General features: G+C 62.4%; 18 protein-coding genes. 9 read left to right on the top strand and 9 right to left on the bottom strand.

The window, feature by feature from the left end; genetic code table 11:
- Positions 1-40 precede the first annotated feature (40 nt).
- From glgX to AC3WQS_RS18195, 4 genes are all read left to right on the top strand, one after another.
- Complete coding sequence (gene glgX / locus AC3WQS_RS18210) at positions 41-2380, top strand: glycogen debranching protein GlgX (protein ID WP_020908048.1); 2340 nt, start codon at positions 41-43, stop codon at positions 2378-2380.
- 13 nt (positions 2381-2393) lie between these two features.
- Positions 2394-4751 carry a malto-oligosyltrehalose synthase gene (gene treY / locus AC3WQS_RS18205; protein ID WP_070386476.1) on the top strand — a complete coding sequence of 786 codons (2358 nt, stop codon included), beginning with the start codon at positions 2394-2396 and terminating at the stop codon, positions 4749-4751.
- Positions 4752-4845: 94 nt separating this feature from the next.
- Complete coding sequence (locus tag AC3WQS_RS18200) at positions 4846-5658, top strand: mycofactocin-coupled SDR family oxidoreductase (RefSeq protein ID WP_046378692.1); 813 nt, start codon at positions 4846-4848, stop codon at positions 5656-5658.
- A gap of 67 nt (positions 5659-5725) precedes the next feature.
- Entirely contained in the window at positions 5726-6655 is a 930-nt protein-coding gene (locus AC3WQS_RS18195) for an NADP-dependent oxidoreductase (RefSeq protein WP_492713441.1), read from the top strand.
- A gap of 6 nt (positions 6656-6661) precedes the next feature.
- On the opposite strand, the gene AC3WQS_RS18190 is transcribed toward AC3WQS_RS18195, so the two are convergent.
- On the bottom strand, positions 6662-7081 hold the full coding sequence (locus tag AC3WQS_RS18190) for a PaaI family thioesterase (RefSeq protein WP_020908051.1): 420 nt from the start codon (positions 7079-7081) through the stop codon (positions 6662-6664).
- Between the two features lie 55 nt (positions 7082-7136).
- On the opposite strand from AC3WQS_RS18190, the gene AC3WQS_RS18185 reads away from it, so the two are divergent.
- Positions 7137-7730, top strand: a complete 594-nt coding sequence (locus tag AC3WQS_RS18185) for a TetR/AcrR family transcriptional regulator (RefSeq protein ID WP_019748835.1) — start codon at positions 7137-7139, stop codon at positions 7728-7730.
- Positions 7731-7764: 34 nt separating this feature from the next.
- Here AC3WQS_RS18185 and AC3WQS_RS18180 read toward each other — a convergent pair whose 3' ends face one another.
- Positions 7765-8661: an EamA family transporter gene (locus AC3WQS_RS18180; protein WP_070386479.1), complete on the bottom strand. Its 897-nt coding sequence runs from the start codon at positions 8659-8661 to the stop codon at positions 7765-7767.
- Between the two features lie 83 nt (positions 8662-8744).
- Here AC3WQS_RS18180 and AC3WQS_RS18175 point away from each other — a divergent pair, with 83 nt between their 5' ends.
- Positions 8745-9635: a LysR family transcriptional regulator gene (locus AC3WQS_RS18175; RefSeq protein WP_070386480.1), complete on the top strand. Its 891-nt coding sequence runs from the start codon at positions 8745-8747 to the stop codon at positions 9633-9635.
- Between the two features lies 1 nt (position 9636).
- On the opposite strand, the gene AC3WQS_RS18170 is transcribed toward AC3WQS_RS18175, so the two are convergent.
- From AC3WQS_RS18170 to AC3WQS_RS18160, 3 genes are read right to left on the bottom strand one after another with little or no spacing between them, the layout of a single operon-like run.
- A complete protein-coding gene (locus AC3WQS_RS18170; protein ID WP_070386481.1) occupies positions 9637-9993 on the bottom strand; it encodes a PLD nuclease N-terminal domain-containing protein in 357 nt (118 codons plus the stop codon).
- 57 nt (positions 9994-10050) lie between these two features.
- Positions 10051-10674, bottom strand: coding sequence for a TetR/AcrR family transcriptional regulator (locus AC3WQS_RS18165; protein WP_019748839.1), 624 nt, complete (start codon positions 10672-10674; stop codon positions 10051-10053).
- A 57-nt stretch (positions 10675-10731) separates the two neighbouring features.
- Positions 10732-11076: a DUF1918 domain-containing protein gene (locus AC3WQS_RS18160; protein WP_443723302.1), complete on the bottom strand. Its 345-nt coding sequence runs from the start codon at positions 11074-11076 to the stop codon at positions 10732-10734.
- 27 nt (positions 11077-11103) lie between these two features.
- Between AC3WQS_RS18160 and AC3WQS_RS18155 the strand changes: the two genes are divergently transcribed.
- The 3 genes from AC3WQS_RS18155 to AC3WQS_RS18145 are packed head-to-tail and all read left to right on the top strand — an operon-like array spanning position 11104 to position 13875.
- Positions 11104-13116, top strand: a complete 2013-nt coding sequence (locus tag AC3WQS_RS18155) for an MFS transporter (protein ID WP_492713562.1) — start codon at positions 11104-11106, stop codon at positions 13114-13116.
- A 40-nt stretch (positions 13117-13156) separates the two neighbouring features.
- Complete coding sequence (locus AC3WQS_RS18150; protein WP_019748842.1) at positions 13157-13747, top strand: TetR/AcrR family transcriptional regulator; 591 nt, start codon at positions 13157-13159, stop codon at positions 13745-13747.
- The gene (locus AC3WQS_RS18145; RefSeq protein WP_007733137.1) at positions 13744-13875 is read left to right on the top strand and encodes a hypothetical protein; all 132 of its coding nucleotides are present in this window, start codon (positions 13744-13746) and stop codon (positions 13873-13875) included. Before AC3WQS_RS18150 ends, AC3WQS_RS18145 begins: the two co-directional genes overlap by 4 nt.
- A 21-nt stretch (positions 13876-13896) precedes the next feature.
- Here AC3WQS_RS18145 and AC3WQS_RS18140 read toward each other — a convergent pair whose 3' ends face one another.
- The 4 genes from AC3WQS_RS18140 to AC3WQS_RS18125 all read right to left on the bottom strand — a co-directional run bounded on the left by AC3WQS_RS18140 (position 13897) and on the right by AC3WQS_RS18125 (position 16742).
- Complete coding sequence (locus AC3WQS_RS18140; RefSeq protein WP_019748843.1) at positions 13897-14310, bottom strand: arsenate reductase ArsC; 414 nt, start codon at positions 14308-14310, stop codon at positions 13897-13899.
- A complete protein-coding gene (arsB, locus tag AC3WQS_RS18135; RefSeq protein ID WP_283309736.1) occupies positions 14307-15410 on the bottom strand; it encodes an ACR3 family arsenite efflux transporter in 1104 nt (367 codons plus the stop codon). The genes AC3WQS_RS18140 and arsB overlap by 4 nt, the downstream gene beginning before the upstream one ends.
- On the bottom strand, positions 15407-15793 hold the full coding sequence (locus tag AC3WQS_RS18130; RefSeq protein ID WP_021334076.1) for an ArsR/SmtB family transcription factor: 387 nt from the start codon (positions 15791-15793) through the stop codon (positions 15407-15409). Before AC3WQS_RS18130 ends, arsB begins: the two co-directional genes overlap by 4 nt.
- Positions 15794-15857: 64 nt before the next feature.
- Positions 15858-16742 (bottom strand): helix-turn-helix domain-containing GNAT family N-acetyltransferase, encoded by an 885-nt coding sequence (locus tag AC3WQS_RS18125; protein WP_021334077.1) that lies wholly within the window; start codon positions 16740-16742, stop codon positions 15858-15860.
- Between the last annotated feature and the right edge of the window lie 19 nt (positions 16743-16761).

Genomic DNA, 16761 nt, shown 5'->3' with positions numbered 1-16761 from the left:
CGACAAGATTCGATCGGCTGCACCCGATAGGGTCTGATTCATGGATCAACCGCCGAGCGCGCCCTCAGCCACTCCCATCCCGGTATGGCCTGGCAGTGCGTACCCACTCGGTGCCACCTACGACGGCGCGGGGACCAATTTCTCGCTCTTCTCCGAGGTCGCCGAAGCCGTCGAACTGTGCCTGATCGCCAAGGACGGCACCGAAACCCGCATTCGGATGGACGAGGTCGACGGTTACGTCTGGCATGCGTACCTTCCGTCCGTGTCCCCCGGCCAGCGATACGGCTACCGCGTGCACGGGCCGTACGATCCGGCTGCAGGTCTGCGCTGCGATCCGAGCAAACTCCTGCTGGACCCGTACGGAAAAGCGTTCGACGGAGACTTCGACGGAGACCGTTCACTGTTCTCGTACGACGTCGAGTCGGCGGCGGACCCCGAACCTGCTGGAGACGACGAAACTCCTGCCGTGGAGCCGGAAGAAGCCACCGACGAAACGAGTTCGGAAGCCGAATCGGGCGAGGTGGGCCTCGAAGACGAGTCACCCACGGACGATCAGGAATCGGACGAGAGCCTCGACCCAGAACCCTTCGATCCCGAACCGCTCGTCGACGAACCCGCTACCATCCCTTTCCCCCAACATGATTCGCTCGGTCACACGATGTCGACCGTCGTCATCAATCCGTTCTTCGACTGGGCATCCGACCGCTCGCCGAAGCGTCCGTACCACGAGACGGTCATCTACGAAGCGCACGTCAAGGGTATGACCGCGACGCACCCCGGAGTTCCGGAGGAATTGCGCGGCACTTACGCCGGACTCGCGCATCCGGTGATCATCGAGCACCTCACCAATCTGGGTGTCACGGCGATCGAACTGATGCCGGTCCATCAGTTCATGCACGACCAGGTGCTGCTCGATCAGGGACTGCGAAACTACTGGGGCTACAACACCTTCGGCTTTCTTGCTCCGCACACCGACTACTCCTCGGCCGCCAAACCCGATGCGGCCGTGGCGGAATTCAAGGCAATGGTGCGCAGTTTCCACCAGGCGGGTATCGAGGTGATCCTCGACGTGGTCTACAACCACACCGCCGAGGGCAACCACATGGGGCCGACCATCAGCTTCCGCGGAATCGACAACGCCGCCTACTACCGACTGGTAGACGGCGACGAAGCGCACTACATGGACTACACCGGAACGGGCAACAGCCTCAATGCCCGTCATCCGCACACCCTGCAATTGATCATGGACTCGCTGCGGTACTGGGTCACCGAAATGCATGTCGACGGTTTCCGCTTCGACCTGGCCTCGACACTCGCCCGTGAACTGCACGACGTGGACCGCCTTTCCGCCTTCTTCGATCTGGTGCAACAGGATCCGATCGTCAGTCAGGTGAAACTGATCGCCGAACCGTGGGACGTCGGCGAAGGCGGTTACCAGGTCGGCAACTTCCCAGGCCTGTGGACCGAATGGAACGGCAAGTACCGCGATACCGTCCGCGACTACTGGCGTGGTGAGCCGGCAACGCTGGGCGAGTTCGCTTCCCGCCTCACCGGATCCTCGGATCTCTACGAGGCGACCGGACGTCGCCCCGGCGCGAGCATCAATTTTGTCATCGCTCACGACGGTTTCACCCTGCACGACCTCGTCTCGTACAACGAGAAGCACAACGAAGCCAACGGCGAGAACAACAACGACGGCGAATCGCACAACCGATCCTGGAACTGCGGCGTCGAAGGCCCCACAGACGACCCCGAAATCCTCGAACTGCGTGGACGTCAGAGCCGAAACATCCTGGCTACGCTGATGCTCAGTCAGGGCACCCCGATGCTTGCTCACGGCGACGAGATGGGCCGAACTCAGCAGGGTAACAACAACGTTTACTGCCAGGATTCGGAACTGTCATGGATGGATTGGACTCTCGCGGAAACCAATGCGGACCTCGTCGAGTTCACCAAGCGCGCAATTGCCTTGCGCGCCAAGAACCCGGTCTTCCGGCGTCGTCGATTCTTCGAGGGCCGACCCATTCGAAGTGGCGATCAGGGCCGAGACATCGCCTGGCTCACGCCGTCGGGCGAGGAGATGACTCCGGCCGACTGGGACAGCGGTTTCGGTAAGTCGTTGGCCGTCTTTCTCAACGGCGACGCGATCCCGGAACCGAACTACCGCGGCGAGCGTGTCACGGGAGATTCGTTCCTCCTGTGTTTCAACGCTCACTACGAAGATCTCGAATTCTCCACCCCCAACGCGGACTACGCGTCGGAGTGGACCGTCGTACTCGACACCTCGGTCCCCACTGGTGAGAGCGATACCGTGATCAAGGCCGGAACAACATTGGATGTAAAAGCGCGAGCATTGACGGTACTTCGCAGAACCGCCTGAGGGAGACGTGCACATGGCCCCGATAACCAGCACCTACCGACTGCAGTTGCGACCGGATGCATTCACTCTTCGTGATGCGGCCGCACAGGTGGACTACTTCGAGGCATTGGGGGTCTCACATCTTTATCTCTCCCCCATCCTCACTGCGACGTCCGGGTCGACGCACGGCTACGACGTCACCGATCCGACGACCGTGTCCGAAGGACTTGGTGGCCGCGAGGCTTTGGTGGAGCTATCGCGCGCGGTTCGATCACGTGGGATGGGCCTGATCGTCGATCTGGTCCCCAACCATGTCGGTGTCGCCAAACCTCGCGAAAATGCTTGGTGGTGGGACGTTCTCACGCACGGGCAGTCGTCGGAGTACGCGGACTTCTTCGACATCGACTGGGCAGACGACAACGGGGCCAACGGCAAACTCTCGCTCCCGGTGCTGGGCAGCCAGGACGATCTCGACGCACTGACTGTCGAGAAGGATGGTGAGGAAACACTTCTCGCGTTCTACGAGCACCGCTTCCCTGTCGCCTCCGGCACCGAATTCGGATCTCCACAGGAGGTCCACTCCAGGCAGTCGTACCGACTCGTACCGTGGAACGCCGGAATCATCAACTACCGACGGTTCTTTGCCGTCAACGAACTCGCTGCACTGCGCCAAGAGGACCCCAAAGTCTTCGAACTCTGCCATCGGCAATTGAAGTCGTGGGTCGACGAAGGACTGATCGACGGCGTTCGCATCGATCACCCGGACGGACTCGCCGATCCGGCGGAGTACCTTTGTCGCCTGCGGGAACTGATCGGACCAGATCAGTGGCTCGTGATCGAAAAGATCCTCGGCCATACGGAACCACTCGATCCGCTGCTCCCGATCGACGGCACTACCGGATACGACGCACTCAATCAACTGGGCGGCATTTTCGTCGATCCCGCCGCCGAACTCGAATTGACCGAACTCTCGGCAGATCTGACCGGCGACGACGGGGACAGTACGTGGTTGCATCACACCGAACGTCAGTTCAAACGCGACACCGGGCGCGGTGACCTTGCACCCGAGGTTCGCAGACTCGTGCGCGCAATCCGACGCGAAACCGGAAGTCGTTGCAGCGAGACCGAACTGAACGACGCAGTCGTCGTCGCGATCGCTCGGATGCCGGTCTATCGATCCGACTACAGTCCCCTCGCCGGTTTGGCCGCTCGCATCGTCGGCGACATGCACGAATTGGCGCCCGGGCATGAAGCGGCGTTCAACGTGCTGGCGCAATCCTTGGTGAACGGCTGTGAAGCGGCGGTTCGCTTCCAGCAGGTGTGCGGCGCCGTCATGGCTAAGTCCGTCGAAGATCGACTCTTCTATCGGACGGCGCGACTGGTCTCACGTCAGGAAGTCGGCGGCAACCCGGCATCACTTGCCGTCTCCGTCGCCGAATTCCATCTCCACAACGCGGACCGAGCGAAGCGGTGGCCGCGGGCGATGACGAGTCTGTCCACTCACGACACCAAACGCGGCGAGGACGTGCGGGCACGGATCGGTGTTGTGTCTCAGGTGCCGACCCTGTGGTCCCGGCTGATTCGCGAGTGGGAAAACGTGTGCCCCAGCCCTGATCCGCTTACCGGATTGTTCCTGTGGCAGAACATCATCGGTGTGTGGCCGGCGGACAGCCGCTCGGCAGCCTCGGTTCCAGAGCTGCGCGAGCGTTTACACGCCTATGCGGAGAAAGCCGTCCGCGAGTCCGGCGCCAGGACTTCCTGGAACGATCCGGACGTCGGCTTCGAGTCGGCAGTGCACCGCTGGATCGACGAGGTGTTCGACGGACCTGTCGCTGATTCGGTCAGCGAATTCGTCGGCCGGATCGCGCGTCACGGCTGGGCGGACTCTCTGGGCCAAAAGCTGCTCCAACTCCTCGGGCCCGGAGTTCCCGACGTCTACCAGGGCACGGAGCTGTGGGAGGACTCGCTGGTCGACCCGGACAACCGGCGCGTTGTCGACTACGGAACGAGGCGATCACTGCTCGAATCCGGCGCCGCGCCGATCGACGCGACAGGAACCGCAAAGTTGCACCTCGTTCGCACGGCACTGACACTGCGGCGGGAGAACCCCTCGTGGTTCGATCACGGTGAGTACCGGCCCATCTTCGCTTCAGGTTCCGGATCCGGTCATCTGGTCGGCTTCTCGCGCGGCCCGGCAGGTGATCCGCCCATGGTCGTTGCTCTGGCGACGCGACATTCGCTCGGACTCTCGTCGCACGGCTGGCGAGACACACGAATCGACCTTCCCGAAGGCGAATGGCTCGACGCACTGAGCGGACAACCCGTCACGTCCGCAGATGCGCGCGATGTCTTCGCCGACGGACCATGTGCCCTGTTGACCAGGGTGTGCTGAGCGGTTTCCGCTGACTGGACATTCACCCCCGAAAAGAACTTCGTCGCGCTAACTTCCGAAGAGCAGATCGTCACCACTATTCGGAGGTTTGAGCATGACTGCCAATCGATACACCGGAAAAGTTGCCTTCATCACCGGAGCAGCCCGCGGTCAGGGGCGGGCGGAAGCTGTCCGGCTGGCAGAAGAGGGCGCAGACATCATCGCCGTCGACGCGTGTGTTCAATTCGAATCCACGTCTTACGCCGGCGCCACCGAAGACGACCTGGCCGAGACAGTCGAACTGGTCAAGGCTCTGGACCGACGAATTGTCGCTACCAAGACCGACGTCCGCGACTTCTCTGCGCTGACCGCGGCGCTCGATGCCGGCATCGACGAACTGGGGCGCCTCGACGTCGTCGTCGCGAACGCCGGAATCTGTTCTGCCAACATGTCCTGGGAAATCACGCCCGAGCAGTGGCAGGAAACGCTCGACGTCAACCTGACCGGCGTCTTTCACACCGCCAAGGCAGCGATCCCGCACCTGATCAAGCAAGGCACCGGTGGCTCGATCATCTTCACCAGCTCCGTCGCCGGCCTGCGTGGGCTCCCCTTCCTCGGCCACTACGTCGCGAGCAAACACGGCATCACCGGTCTGGCCAAGACGATGGCCTCGGAATTGGGGCAGTACAACATTCGGGTCAACACCATCCACCCGCACGGCGTGGAAACCGGAATGCAGATGACGGACATGCGGCCGCTCATCGACGCCAACGCTCACACCCTCGGTCCGATCTTCATGCAGACCTTGCCAGACCCGGTCAGCCAGCCGGAGGACATCGCCGCAGCCGTCGCGTTCCTCGGTTCCGACGAGGCCCATCACATCACCGGCATCGCGATGCCGCTCGATCTGGGCACCCTGATCCGCTGATCGAATCTTCTCGAGTTTTTCCCGTCCTCGGGGGAATATCGCTTCCCCGAGGACGGTTGCGCGAGACATGACCAAAACTGTTGTAGCGCAGACGTACGGCACGCCCGAGGTCCTGGAGCTGGTGGACATCGATTTACCGGCACCGAAATCAGGCGAAGTCCTGGTCGACGTGAAGGCGATCGGCGTCAATCCCTTCGACTTCAAGCTCTACAGCGGTGCTTTCGGCACTGATCCCGAGAAACTTCCGATCCGCCTCGGCGGCGAGGCAGCGGGCGTCGTCTCGGCGGTCGGCGACGGCGTTACCGGTGTTGCAGTCGGCGACGAAGTGATCGTCAGCCCCGGCAACGGTCTTTACGCCGAACAGGTAGTCGTGCCGGTCTCCTCGATCACCGCGAAGCCCGCCGGCATCAGCTGGGAACAGGCGGCCGGACTCCTTCTCGTCGGCGGAACTGCAGTCGACGCCCTCGACACTATTCGCGTCGGCTCCGGGGACACCGTCCTCATCCACGGCGCGTCCGGTGGCGTCGGCGCTATTGCGGTTCAGCTCGCCGCAGCACGCGGTGCCACCGTGATCGGCACTGCGGGAGCATCGAATCAGGACTACGTGCGCTCGCTCGGCGCCACGCCGGTGCTCTACGGCGAGGGCCTCGAAGCCCGCGTTCGTGAACTCGCACCGAACGGTGTCGACGCCGCTTTCGACACCGCCGGAACTGACGAAGCCGTCGATACATCTCTGGCGTTGGTCACCGACAAGGGCCGTATCGTCACCATCGTCGCGTTCGGACGCGCCCAGACCGACGGCTTCGAGTCTGTCGGCGGAGGCAATCCGGCAAGTGCCGAAGCACGTTTGAAGGCTCGCTCCGAACTGGTCGAACAAGCCGGGTCCGGACACCTCACCGTGAAGATCGCCAAGACCTTCCCGCTCGCAGACGTCGCACTCGCTCACACCGAGTTGCAGAGTTCTCATCCCGCCGGGAAGTTCATCCTCATTCCCTGAGGTTCCCTAAGCCTGAACGGCGAGTGGAACCAAGAGGGTAGTGCCGAACGCGACGAGCACGGATTCGCCTTCGCGTTCGGCATGTACCTCGGCAGTGACGAACACCTGCTTGCGCCCAGCCTTGACCGAGCGTGCCGTGGCGACGAATGCCGTTCCGACTCCCGGGCTCACGAAATTGACCGCGCAGTTGGACGCCGCCACGACACCTACCTGTGTAAAGGCAGCAAATCCGCACGCAGTGTCGATAAGTCCCGCCACAAGCGCAGCGTGCAAGTGTCCCGAGTACTGGCCGAGATCCTCACGCCATTCGAGCCGCAGGCAGACACGTCCTGGTTCGGCCTCCGTCACTTCGAATCCGGCCCACCGGTTGAAGGCCGCCGAGGCGTTGACTGCGCGCAACTGTTCCAGCATTTCCGAATTTTCCATGTAGACCAGTCTACATAGATTGTGGTGGATCGCTGGGGTGTTTAAGCTCCAACTCGTGGCGACTCCCCCGAAACACCGCGAAGCACTGGTACGAGCTGCAGCCGATCTGTTTCGCCGCCAGGGGTATGCGGCTACGGGGCTCAACGAGATCCTCAAGTCGAGTGGCGCCCCGAAAGGTTCGCTCTACCACTACTTTCCCGGCGGCAAAGAGCAGATCGGTGAAGAGGTCGTCCGCGTCGGCGGGCAGTTGGTCACCGACACTCTGACCGAACTCGCCGACAACCACCCGGACGCCGGAGCACTGCTGCGCGAGTATGCGCGGCTGCTCGCTGGATGGGTGAGCGATTCGGACTTCCACGAAGGCTCGCCGATCACGACGGTGTTGTTGGAACTTGCCCCCGATTCGGAGAGCGTGACAGCCGCAGGACAGGCGGTCTACCGACAGTGGACTTCGCTACTGCGCGACTCACTGATCGAGTCCGGTGTCGCACGCACTCGAGCGGAACGGCTTGCCGTCCTGGCAGTGTCCGCACTCGAGGGTTCGCTGGTGCGGGCTCGCGTCGAACGATCAGGTCAACCGATCCTCGATTCCCTCGGCGAGGTCGCCGACGTGTTCGCCGGAGCAATCGCTGCGGCAGCCGTGCACTGAGCTGACATGCCCTGAGCGAACGGCACTCTCGGTCTCATGAAGGCGCCGAAAGGTACGTTCGCTCGGAATCGGACGGTGGGCCTGCCGGCTTCCCGCCACCACCCCGAGCACCACCGCGGGCCGCGCCGATCCCCGCGACGACGACGCATGCGATACCTGCCACCGCCAGCAAACTCGGAACCTGTTGCAGCACAACAAGACCGATGAGCTGCGCGAAAGCGGGTTCGAGACTCATCAGCGTGCCGAATGCTGCCGTCGACAGCCGCCGTAGCGAGACCATCTCCAGAACGAACGGCACGACGGGCAGCAAGATCGCAAGTCCGAGGCCCACGAGAACCAGGTGCGGGGTCAGCCGCCCAATGGCCGAGTGCCCCACGGCAATTGTCGCGGCCAACCCGGCAACCGCCATCGACACCGCCAGCCCGTTGATACCGGCAACCTCGTCGCCGACCCGCTGGGTGAGCAGTATGTACATCGCCCAGCAGAGCGCCGCGCCAAGTGCGTACGCCACACCGACCAGATCGACTGTCCCTGCCCACGGTTCGGTGAGAAGGACTACGCCCACGCCTGCCAGAACCGGCCACAGAACGCGGCCACGCCCCCGGAGCAAAGCAACCGTCAGCGGACCCAAGAACTCCAGCGCGCTTGCCGTTCCCAGAGGAAGACGCTCGACGGCCGCCATGAACAACAGCGTCATTCCGGCGGTGACCACACCCAGGACCACGCAGGCCAGAAACGCTTTGCGAGTGAACGCGGAGGGACGGGGCCTGACGATGATCAGAAGAATGATGCCCGCCCAGGCGAGACGTATCCACGCTGCTCCGTCTGCTCCGAGCTGATCGATCAGACCCACCGACACGGCGAGCCCGAGCTGCACGCACAACATCGCCAGAACAGCCAGGCCCACTCCGGCCCGCGCTTTCGTATCCATAGCTGAATTGAACGGGACGCCAACCGTTCGTGTCCACGCGATTTTGACCTACATTATGTTCACGATTAGTGAATGATCGAACGATGGAAACCCGTCGACTCCATCTCCTCCTCGAACTCTCCCGCTTGGGTTCCATGCGCGCGGTCGCCGAAGCTCACAACCTCACGACATCGACAGTGTCCCAACAGCTCGCGGCTTTGACCGCGGAAACCGGTACTGCATTGATCGAACCGGAAGGCCGACGCGTTCGCCTCACACCTGCCGGTCAACGACTCGCCGATCATGCGGTCACCATCCTGGCAGCCGTCGATGCAGCACGCCTGGACCTCGATCCGACCGCCGAACCGGAGGGGACACTGAGAGTCGGCGGATTCGCTACTGCCGTCAGAACCGCGATGCTCCCCGTCGCCCTGAGCCTGCAACACAGCCATCCACAGGTAGACGTGGTGATCTGCGAGTACGAACCGGCCGAGGCTTTTGCCCTACTCGAACGAGACGACCTGGACCTCGCGCTGACGTACGACTACAACCTCGCCCCCGCATCCCCGAGCTCGTTACTCGAAGCACTACCGCTCTGGTCGACGCCGTGGGGATTATGCGTTCCCGACAACGCCCACACACCCGACGAGTCCACGAAATCCGGGATCGATCTGCGTGCCTTCGCAGACACACCATGGATAGTGAACTCGCGAAATACAGCCGACGAGCGGGCCGTGCGAACCCTCGCGTCACTGGCTGGATTCACCCCTCGGATCACTCACCAGATCGACAGTCTCGACTTGGTCGAACTCTTGATCCTCAGTGGTTACGGCGTGGGGCTGATGCCACTCGAACGCAAGACCCGCGAAGGCGTACGCGTCGTGCCGCTGACCGATCCGCCTGTCATCCTCACCGCCTATGCGGTGACGCGTCGCGGCCGATCGTCGTGGCCGCCGCTTCGGCTCGTGCTGGACCGCCTCACGGCCTACCGATAACTCAAATCCGATCAGCGTCGCCGTCGTGGCGCTGCTGCTTGGCAATTCGACGCTGCTCTTCCGCCCGCTCGCGGCACTGACGCAAGAATGCTTCGTCCGCCGCCGGATCCTGCGCAACGGCGCGTCCCGGACGCTCGTATTCGCCGTAACCGGTTGGGCCGACGTAACCGCGGGGCGCGTTCTGTCCGCGCCCGACCACCAGCCACAGAACGGACCCCAAGGTGGGAAGGAAGATGATGATCAGAATCCAGACGACCTTGGGTAGGTACTGGATGTAGGCGTCATCTCTCGTGATGGCGTCGACGATGCAGAAAATCCACAGCAACATCGTGATGAGGCCGAACAAGGCATAGGGCACGCTGGCGATTCCTCCCGAGAATAAAAAACCCTCGCCATGCTAACGAAAACAGACCGATTAGTACATTAGATTCTGCCGAATGTTGAACTCGAGCCATCCTCGGTATGCATCGACATCCCATCCACTGACCCGACGCAATTGCTGATGAAGCTGAGGCGAGACGAAAGCGGCAAGTATGCCCGCGGCTTTCTCGAGCGAAATCTCGGGCCTCAACAATCCATGCTCGGACAGACCCTCGGCTATCGACATCGCATTGACGGCCGACTGATCCGACGATTCCTCGGACAGTCGCCGCATGTCGGCATCCGCACCTGACGATTCGACCGCGACCATCATCAGAGCGCCGGCACGTTCGAGCAGTCCGATGCCCTGTGCCACGATCTGGGAGACGATCCGGCGAACGTCATCGGGGTCCGAGGCCAGGTTCGGCGCGCCGAGTGGAACCTCGTCGGCATCGAGCGCCGCGGCGAGGGCCGCTTCGAAGATCTCGAGCTTCCCGCCCGGGAAGGCTGTGAACACCGTCCGATTGGCGACGCCGGCCGAGTCGGCAATCTGTTTGACGGTGGCACTGACGTATCCGTCTCGGACAAACAAGGTCGTCGCCGCATCACGAATGAGTTCACGCGTTCGCTGTGCGGAAGCTTCACGCACGCGGGAGTGGTACTGGCGTCTGCCCTCCATTGCGCACACTTTAGCCGCATTCGATGCAACGGCCATGCATGGAAAGAATCGTGCAGTTCAGGAGCCTTTTCCGGGGTGATCTATCCAGCCGTCGCTACCGGGAAACACCAACGCCTCGTGCCCGTTGTCGTACCTGACCAGATAGGGCGGCCCTCCGTCCTCCCCGTGGACTTCGAGGACCTCGGCAGTTACCTCCGCCTGCCCAACCACGCGTCCCTGGACATGGAGACGGTCACCCACTTCGGCATGCATCACTCCTCCTCGCTGCCCGCTCGCGCGGGCGCAGACCAACCACTGACGTTGTTCCCGCGATACCGACTTGGAAACCCTGGGCAGGTTGCCGTCGTGAGGAATCGCATATTCACCGAAGGTGACAGCGAGGGTGAACAGTGGTTCACTCATGGGTGAATTCCCGTTCACCACCGCCGCGTGAAGGACCCTCTCTTGGCATTGCACTCGTCTCCGACCACTCGCCGTTCAAGTCGGCTCATCACCGCAATTCTCTGTCTTTCCGGCACCGTGGTCGCGCTGCAGCAAACGATGGTCATTCCGTTGTTGCCCGATTTCCCGAAAATCCTCGGCGTCAGCGCTGACGACGCCTCCTGGCTCGTCACCGTCACACTCCTCACGAGCGCCGTCGCCACTCCGATCGTCTCCCGCCTGGCGGACATGTTCGGAAAACGACGCATGATGCTGATCTCGATGACGATGATCGTGGTCGGATCACTGGTCGCGGCGATCGGCGGCAACTTTGTCGCCCTGCTGATCGGACGTGGCCTCCAGGGTTTCGCGATCTCGATGATCCCCGTCGGAATCAGCATCATGCGCGACGAACTGCCCAAGGAGAAGGTGGCGTCGGCAACAGCCTTGATGAGTGCCACTCTCGGAATCGGCAGCGCACTCGGGCTCCCCCTGTCCGGGTTGATCTTCGAGCATCTAGGCTGGCCCGCCATCTTCTGGCTCTCGGCAATCGTGGGCGTCCTGTTGATCATCGCGGTAGCCGCCGTCGTCCCGGAATCGAGTGTTCGCACCCGCGGCAAATTCGACTTCCTCGGCGCGGTCATGCTCTCGACAGCACTCACGGCGATCCTCCTCGCCATCTCCAAGGGGGCCCGTTGGGGATGGACGAGCGAACTGACATTGCTCATGTTCGTCATCGGAATCGTGACGCTCGCACTGTGGTTCCCATACGAACTCCGGGTCACCCAGCCGATGGTCGACTTGCGAACGTCGGCCAAGCGGCCCGTTCTGCTGACCAACGTCGCCTCGATCCTCGTCGGCTTCTCGATGTATGCGAACAACCTCTCCACCACTCAGCAACTCCAGATGCCGAAGATCTCCGGCTACGGCTTCGAACTGGGAGTGATGGCGGCCGGACTGTGCATGATTCCGGCAGGCCTCGCGATGGTCTTCTTCGCTCCCGTCTCCGCGAACATCACGAAGCGATTCGGAGCCAAGATCACCCTGATCGTCGGCGGCACTGTGCTCGCGCTCGCCTACATCGCGCGCGTGTTCCTGACCGGCTCGATAGCACTGATCATCATCAGCGCGGCGGTGGTCAGCATCGGAACTGCAATCGCCTACTCCGCGATGCCGATGCTGATCATGCGATCGGTTCCGATCACCGAAACCGCGTCCGCAAACGGCCTCAATTCGCTGCTCCGCTCAGTCGGTACGTCCACATCCAGCGCAGTGGTTGCCGCCATGCTCACCTCGATGGTCATCCCGTCCGGGCCGGGCGAGGGCCTTCCGTCGATCGACGCCTTCAAGAACATCTTCTGGCTGGCCGCCCTCGCCGCCGTGGCTGCTGCCGCTGCCGCTGCGTTCATTCCTCGCCGCGGCGCAAAACCGGAAACGGCGCTTCGCCCGGTGACCCCGGAAGGGTTCGAGCTTCCCGACGCCGCCGTGTCCGAAACGGAAATTATGGTTGCCGGTCGTGTGGTCCGAGCCGACAGCCGACCGATCCGGCAGGCTGTTGTCACCGTGATGGACATGGAGGGGCGACCGATCGACTGGAGTCGCGCCGACAACGAGGGCAACTTCTCCCTCGCACTACCCCGGCCCGGACGGTACTTGGTGGTGACGAGTGCCGACGGCTGGTCCCCTCGGTCGCAGGTGATCGCTTTCGACAGCGCGCAATCGACGCACACCGTCGAACTCGGTGACCGCCTCACCATCTCCGGCAAGGTCGGAGTCGACGGCCGAACAACCTCGGGAACCGTCGTCACACTCACGAAACCGACCGGCGAATTCGTCGCATCCACCGTCACCGACGGAACCGGGCACTACGGAATCGCACTCCCGACATCCGGCCGGTACATCCTGACCGCGCTGACCGAGAGTGGACACGGCACATTGGCTCGTCAGATAGCGGTCATCGCGCAGTCCACCGTCGTCGACTTCGACGTACCCGTCGATGCCGAGCCGTTGACGACAGTATGAGCAACCAAACGCATGGCGATCGGGTACCGAGGCGAGCGGCATGAGCAGCGGTGAAGCCAGCATCCTCACAGCAGCAAAAGCCTTGTTCGCGGAACGAGGTTACGCATCGACGACCATCAAGGACATCGCGGTCGCGGCCGGTTACTCCCCTGCCCTGGTCATGAAGATCTACGGCAGCAAAGCTCGGTTGTATTCGGCTGCGATCCCGTCCGCACCTCCGATGGACGAGGATCCGAATGCCGACGCCACCGGAAACATCGGCTGTCAACTGGTCGAGAAACTTGTCGCTCGTAGAGAATCCGACGAAACCGATCCGTGGGCAATGCTCGCAGTACACGTTCACGAGGCGCCAGATCCGGACGCCGCCCGGGCAGAGATCAAGGAACGATACGTTCACGGGATCGCGCGACGCATCGGCGACACCGAGCCCGGTTTGGTTCGCAGTCAGGTCGTCGTCTCACTGTTGCTCGGACTTGCCACCGGCATGCGGACGCTCGAACTCCTCGGTGAGGATTCGTTGTCGTCGAAGGACCTGATCCGGCGCTACGGAAGTCTGATTCAAACAGTCGTCGACGAAATCGAACCGGTATCCGAGCACGAATCGGACATCAGTGGCACGGTGGAGGAATGACTACCTACCGATACCTCGACGCCGATCGAAATCTCCTCGAAGAGAAAGATTTCGAAACCGAGCAGGACGCACAGGAATACCGACTCTCGGTCCTCGGTGCCGAACACATCGAGCCCGCGGGCGAATGATCCTGTCGATTCCCCGATCGGTCAGGGAGACTTCGCGGCAGTGGTGAGTTCAGCGATCAAGGCTTGAACGCGACGCTCGATTTCGTCACGGATCGGGCGAACCGCTTCGAGGCCCTGTCCGGCCGGATCGTCGAGAACCCAGTCTCGGTAGCTCTTGCCGGGGAAGATCGGGCACGTGTCGCCGCAGCCCATGGTGATGACGACATCCGAATCCTGGACGGCGTCAACGGTGAGGATCTTCGGAGACCGAGCTGAGATATCGATACCGCGCTCTGCCATCGCCTCGACCGCTGCCGAATTGACGGTCTCGGCGGGTGCGGATCCGGCGGAACGGACCTCGATGGCGTCGCCTGCGAGATGGCTCAGGAATCCCGCGGCCATCTGAGATCGGCCGGCATTGTGGACGCAGACGAACAACACCGATGGTTTGCTCATGACCTCGCTCTTTCTCGACTGGATGAAACCTCTTCGACTGCAAAGCGTTTGCGTAGAGCAAGGGAGACATAGACCAGCCCGACGAGCACCGGTACCTCGATCAGCGGGCCGACAACACCGGCAAGAGCTTGCCCCGAGGTGGCGCCGTAGGTGGCGATGGCTACGGCGATCGCGAGTTCGAAGTTGTTGCCCGCGGCGGTGAACGCCAGGGTCGTCGTGCGTTCATAGCCCAATCCGATTGCGGCGCCGAGGATGTAGCCTCCGCCCCACATGAGCGCGAAGTACGCCAGCAGCGGCAACGCGATCCGGACGACATCCCAAGGCTGGGAGGTGATCTGTTCGCCCTGCATCGAGAAGAGCACGACGATGGTGAACAGCAGACCGTAGAGCGCCCAGGGGCTGATCTTGGGGATGAACTTGGTGTCGTACCAGTCGCGGCCTTTGGCGCGTTCACCGAAGAAGCGGGACAGAAAACCTGCCAGCAGCGGGATACCGAGGAAGATCAGGACCGATTTCGCGATCTGCCAGGGCGAGGTGTCGATGGTGGTCTGTTCGAGGCCGAGCCACCCGGGCAGGACCGAGAGGTAGAACCAACCGAGCACGGCGAACATGATCACCTGGAACACCGAGTTGATGGCGACCAGCACCGCGGCGGCTTCGCGGTCTCCGCAGGCCAGGTCGTTCCAGATGATCACCATCGCGATACAGCGAGCAAGACCGACGATAATCAGCCCGGTGCGATATTCCGGCAGGTCAGGCAAAAACAGCCAGGCGAGGGCGAACATCAGCGCCGGGCCGAGAACCCAGTTCAGGAACAGGGAGCCGGCGAGGAGTTTCTTGTCCCCGGTGACAGTGTCGAGGCGGTCGTAGCGAACTTTCGCCAACACCGGGTACATCATGATCAGCAGGCCGAGGGCGATCGGTAACGAGATGCCGTCGATCTGCACCTTGTCCAGGGCAGTGTTCACACCCGGGATCCAGCGTCCAACCAGCAGGCCGACGACCATGGCCACGCCGATCCAGACCGCCAGATAGCGATCGAGGGTGGAGAGTTTTCCGACGACTGCGGGGTGTCCGGTGGTGGCAGCGGTGTTGCTCATGCGGTGACCTCTGCGCACGCGTCCGCGACACTCACGCTCGTACCTTCAACCAGTAGAACGGCGGAAAGCTGTTGCAGCGCAGCCGGAATAACCCAGTAGTACACCCAGGTCCCGCGTCGTTCACAGTCAAGCAGCCCGGCCTGACGCAACACCTTTAGGTGATGCGAGATAGTCGGCTGAGACAGATCGAACGAGTCGGAGATGTCGCAGACGCAGGCTTCACCACCCTCGTGACTTGCCACCAAGCTGAGCAAGCGGAGGCGAACCGGATCGCCGAGGGCTTTGAACATCCGCGACAGGTCGCCGGCCCAATCCTCGGTCAGCGGTTCACGGACGAGCGGGGTGCAGCAAGCCTCGGACTCCGGTGGCTCTTGATTCGACATTCTTCGATATTGACAGATATCGAATCAACGCGCAATCGAGTGCCCGGTCGGCCGGATCCCGGACTCACCCCTCGGCGGTCACCGCACGTCGTTCGAGCAGAACGGTGTCACGCCACACACCGTCGAGCTGGGCAATCTTCTCGCGGAGACCGATAGTTCTGAACCCGGCCGAATGATGCAGCGAGATGGAGGCGCGATTCTCGGGAAATATCGCCGTCTGCAGTGTCCAGAGGTCGTCGACATCAGCGGCCATGACTTGCTTGCGCAACAACGCCTTTCCGACACCCCGACCACGCATTCCGCCCGCGACGTACACGGAGTTTTCCGCCACCCCGCGGTAGCAGTCACGCTCGGAAACTGGACTCAACGCAGCCCAACCGACAACAACACCCTCGATAGTCGCGACCCACCGATGCTTCGACAGCCACCGTTCGTGGAGATGCTCACGCGAGGGGACCTCAGTAGCAAAGGTGGCATTTCGGGTGTCGATACCCTCGCCGTAAATACGGCGAACCGCATCCCAGTCGTCGTCGATCATGGCCCGGACAGAGACATCGTCGGGCAGATCACTCGGGCAGCAAGGACGCGGAGCAAGGACTCCCATCACCACGTCCGCCGCCTGCGGCAAGGCAACGCAACACGTCGGATTCATCGCGACGACCGTGCTCGTCCCCTCCTTTCGCATGGTCACAAAACCCACATCGGCGAGCTTGCGCAGGTGGTGCGACACCGTCGGTTGTCCGATCCCCAACGCTTCGGCGAGCGCTCCGACGGTAATACCACCGACCGCGCTCGCCACCCGGTGAAGCAATCGGACGCGCATCGGCTCGGCAAGGCAGGCGAACCACTGCGCGTAGGTATCGGCATCGCCCTGCGCGAGGACGGAAGAACCAATCTGATCCGGGTCCGAATCACCGACGCGCACCGTCGGAGTCTGCAGCGATGTCATCTCTCCACTATATCGACAG

The sequence above is a fragment of the Rhodococcus sp. FW305-130 genome, assembly GCF_058788335.1.
Note: the sequence above shows the minus strand (reverse complement) of the source record. Positions and strands in the feature narration are given on the sequence as shown.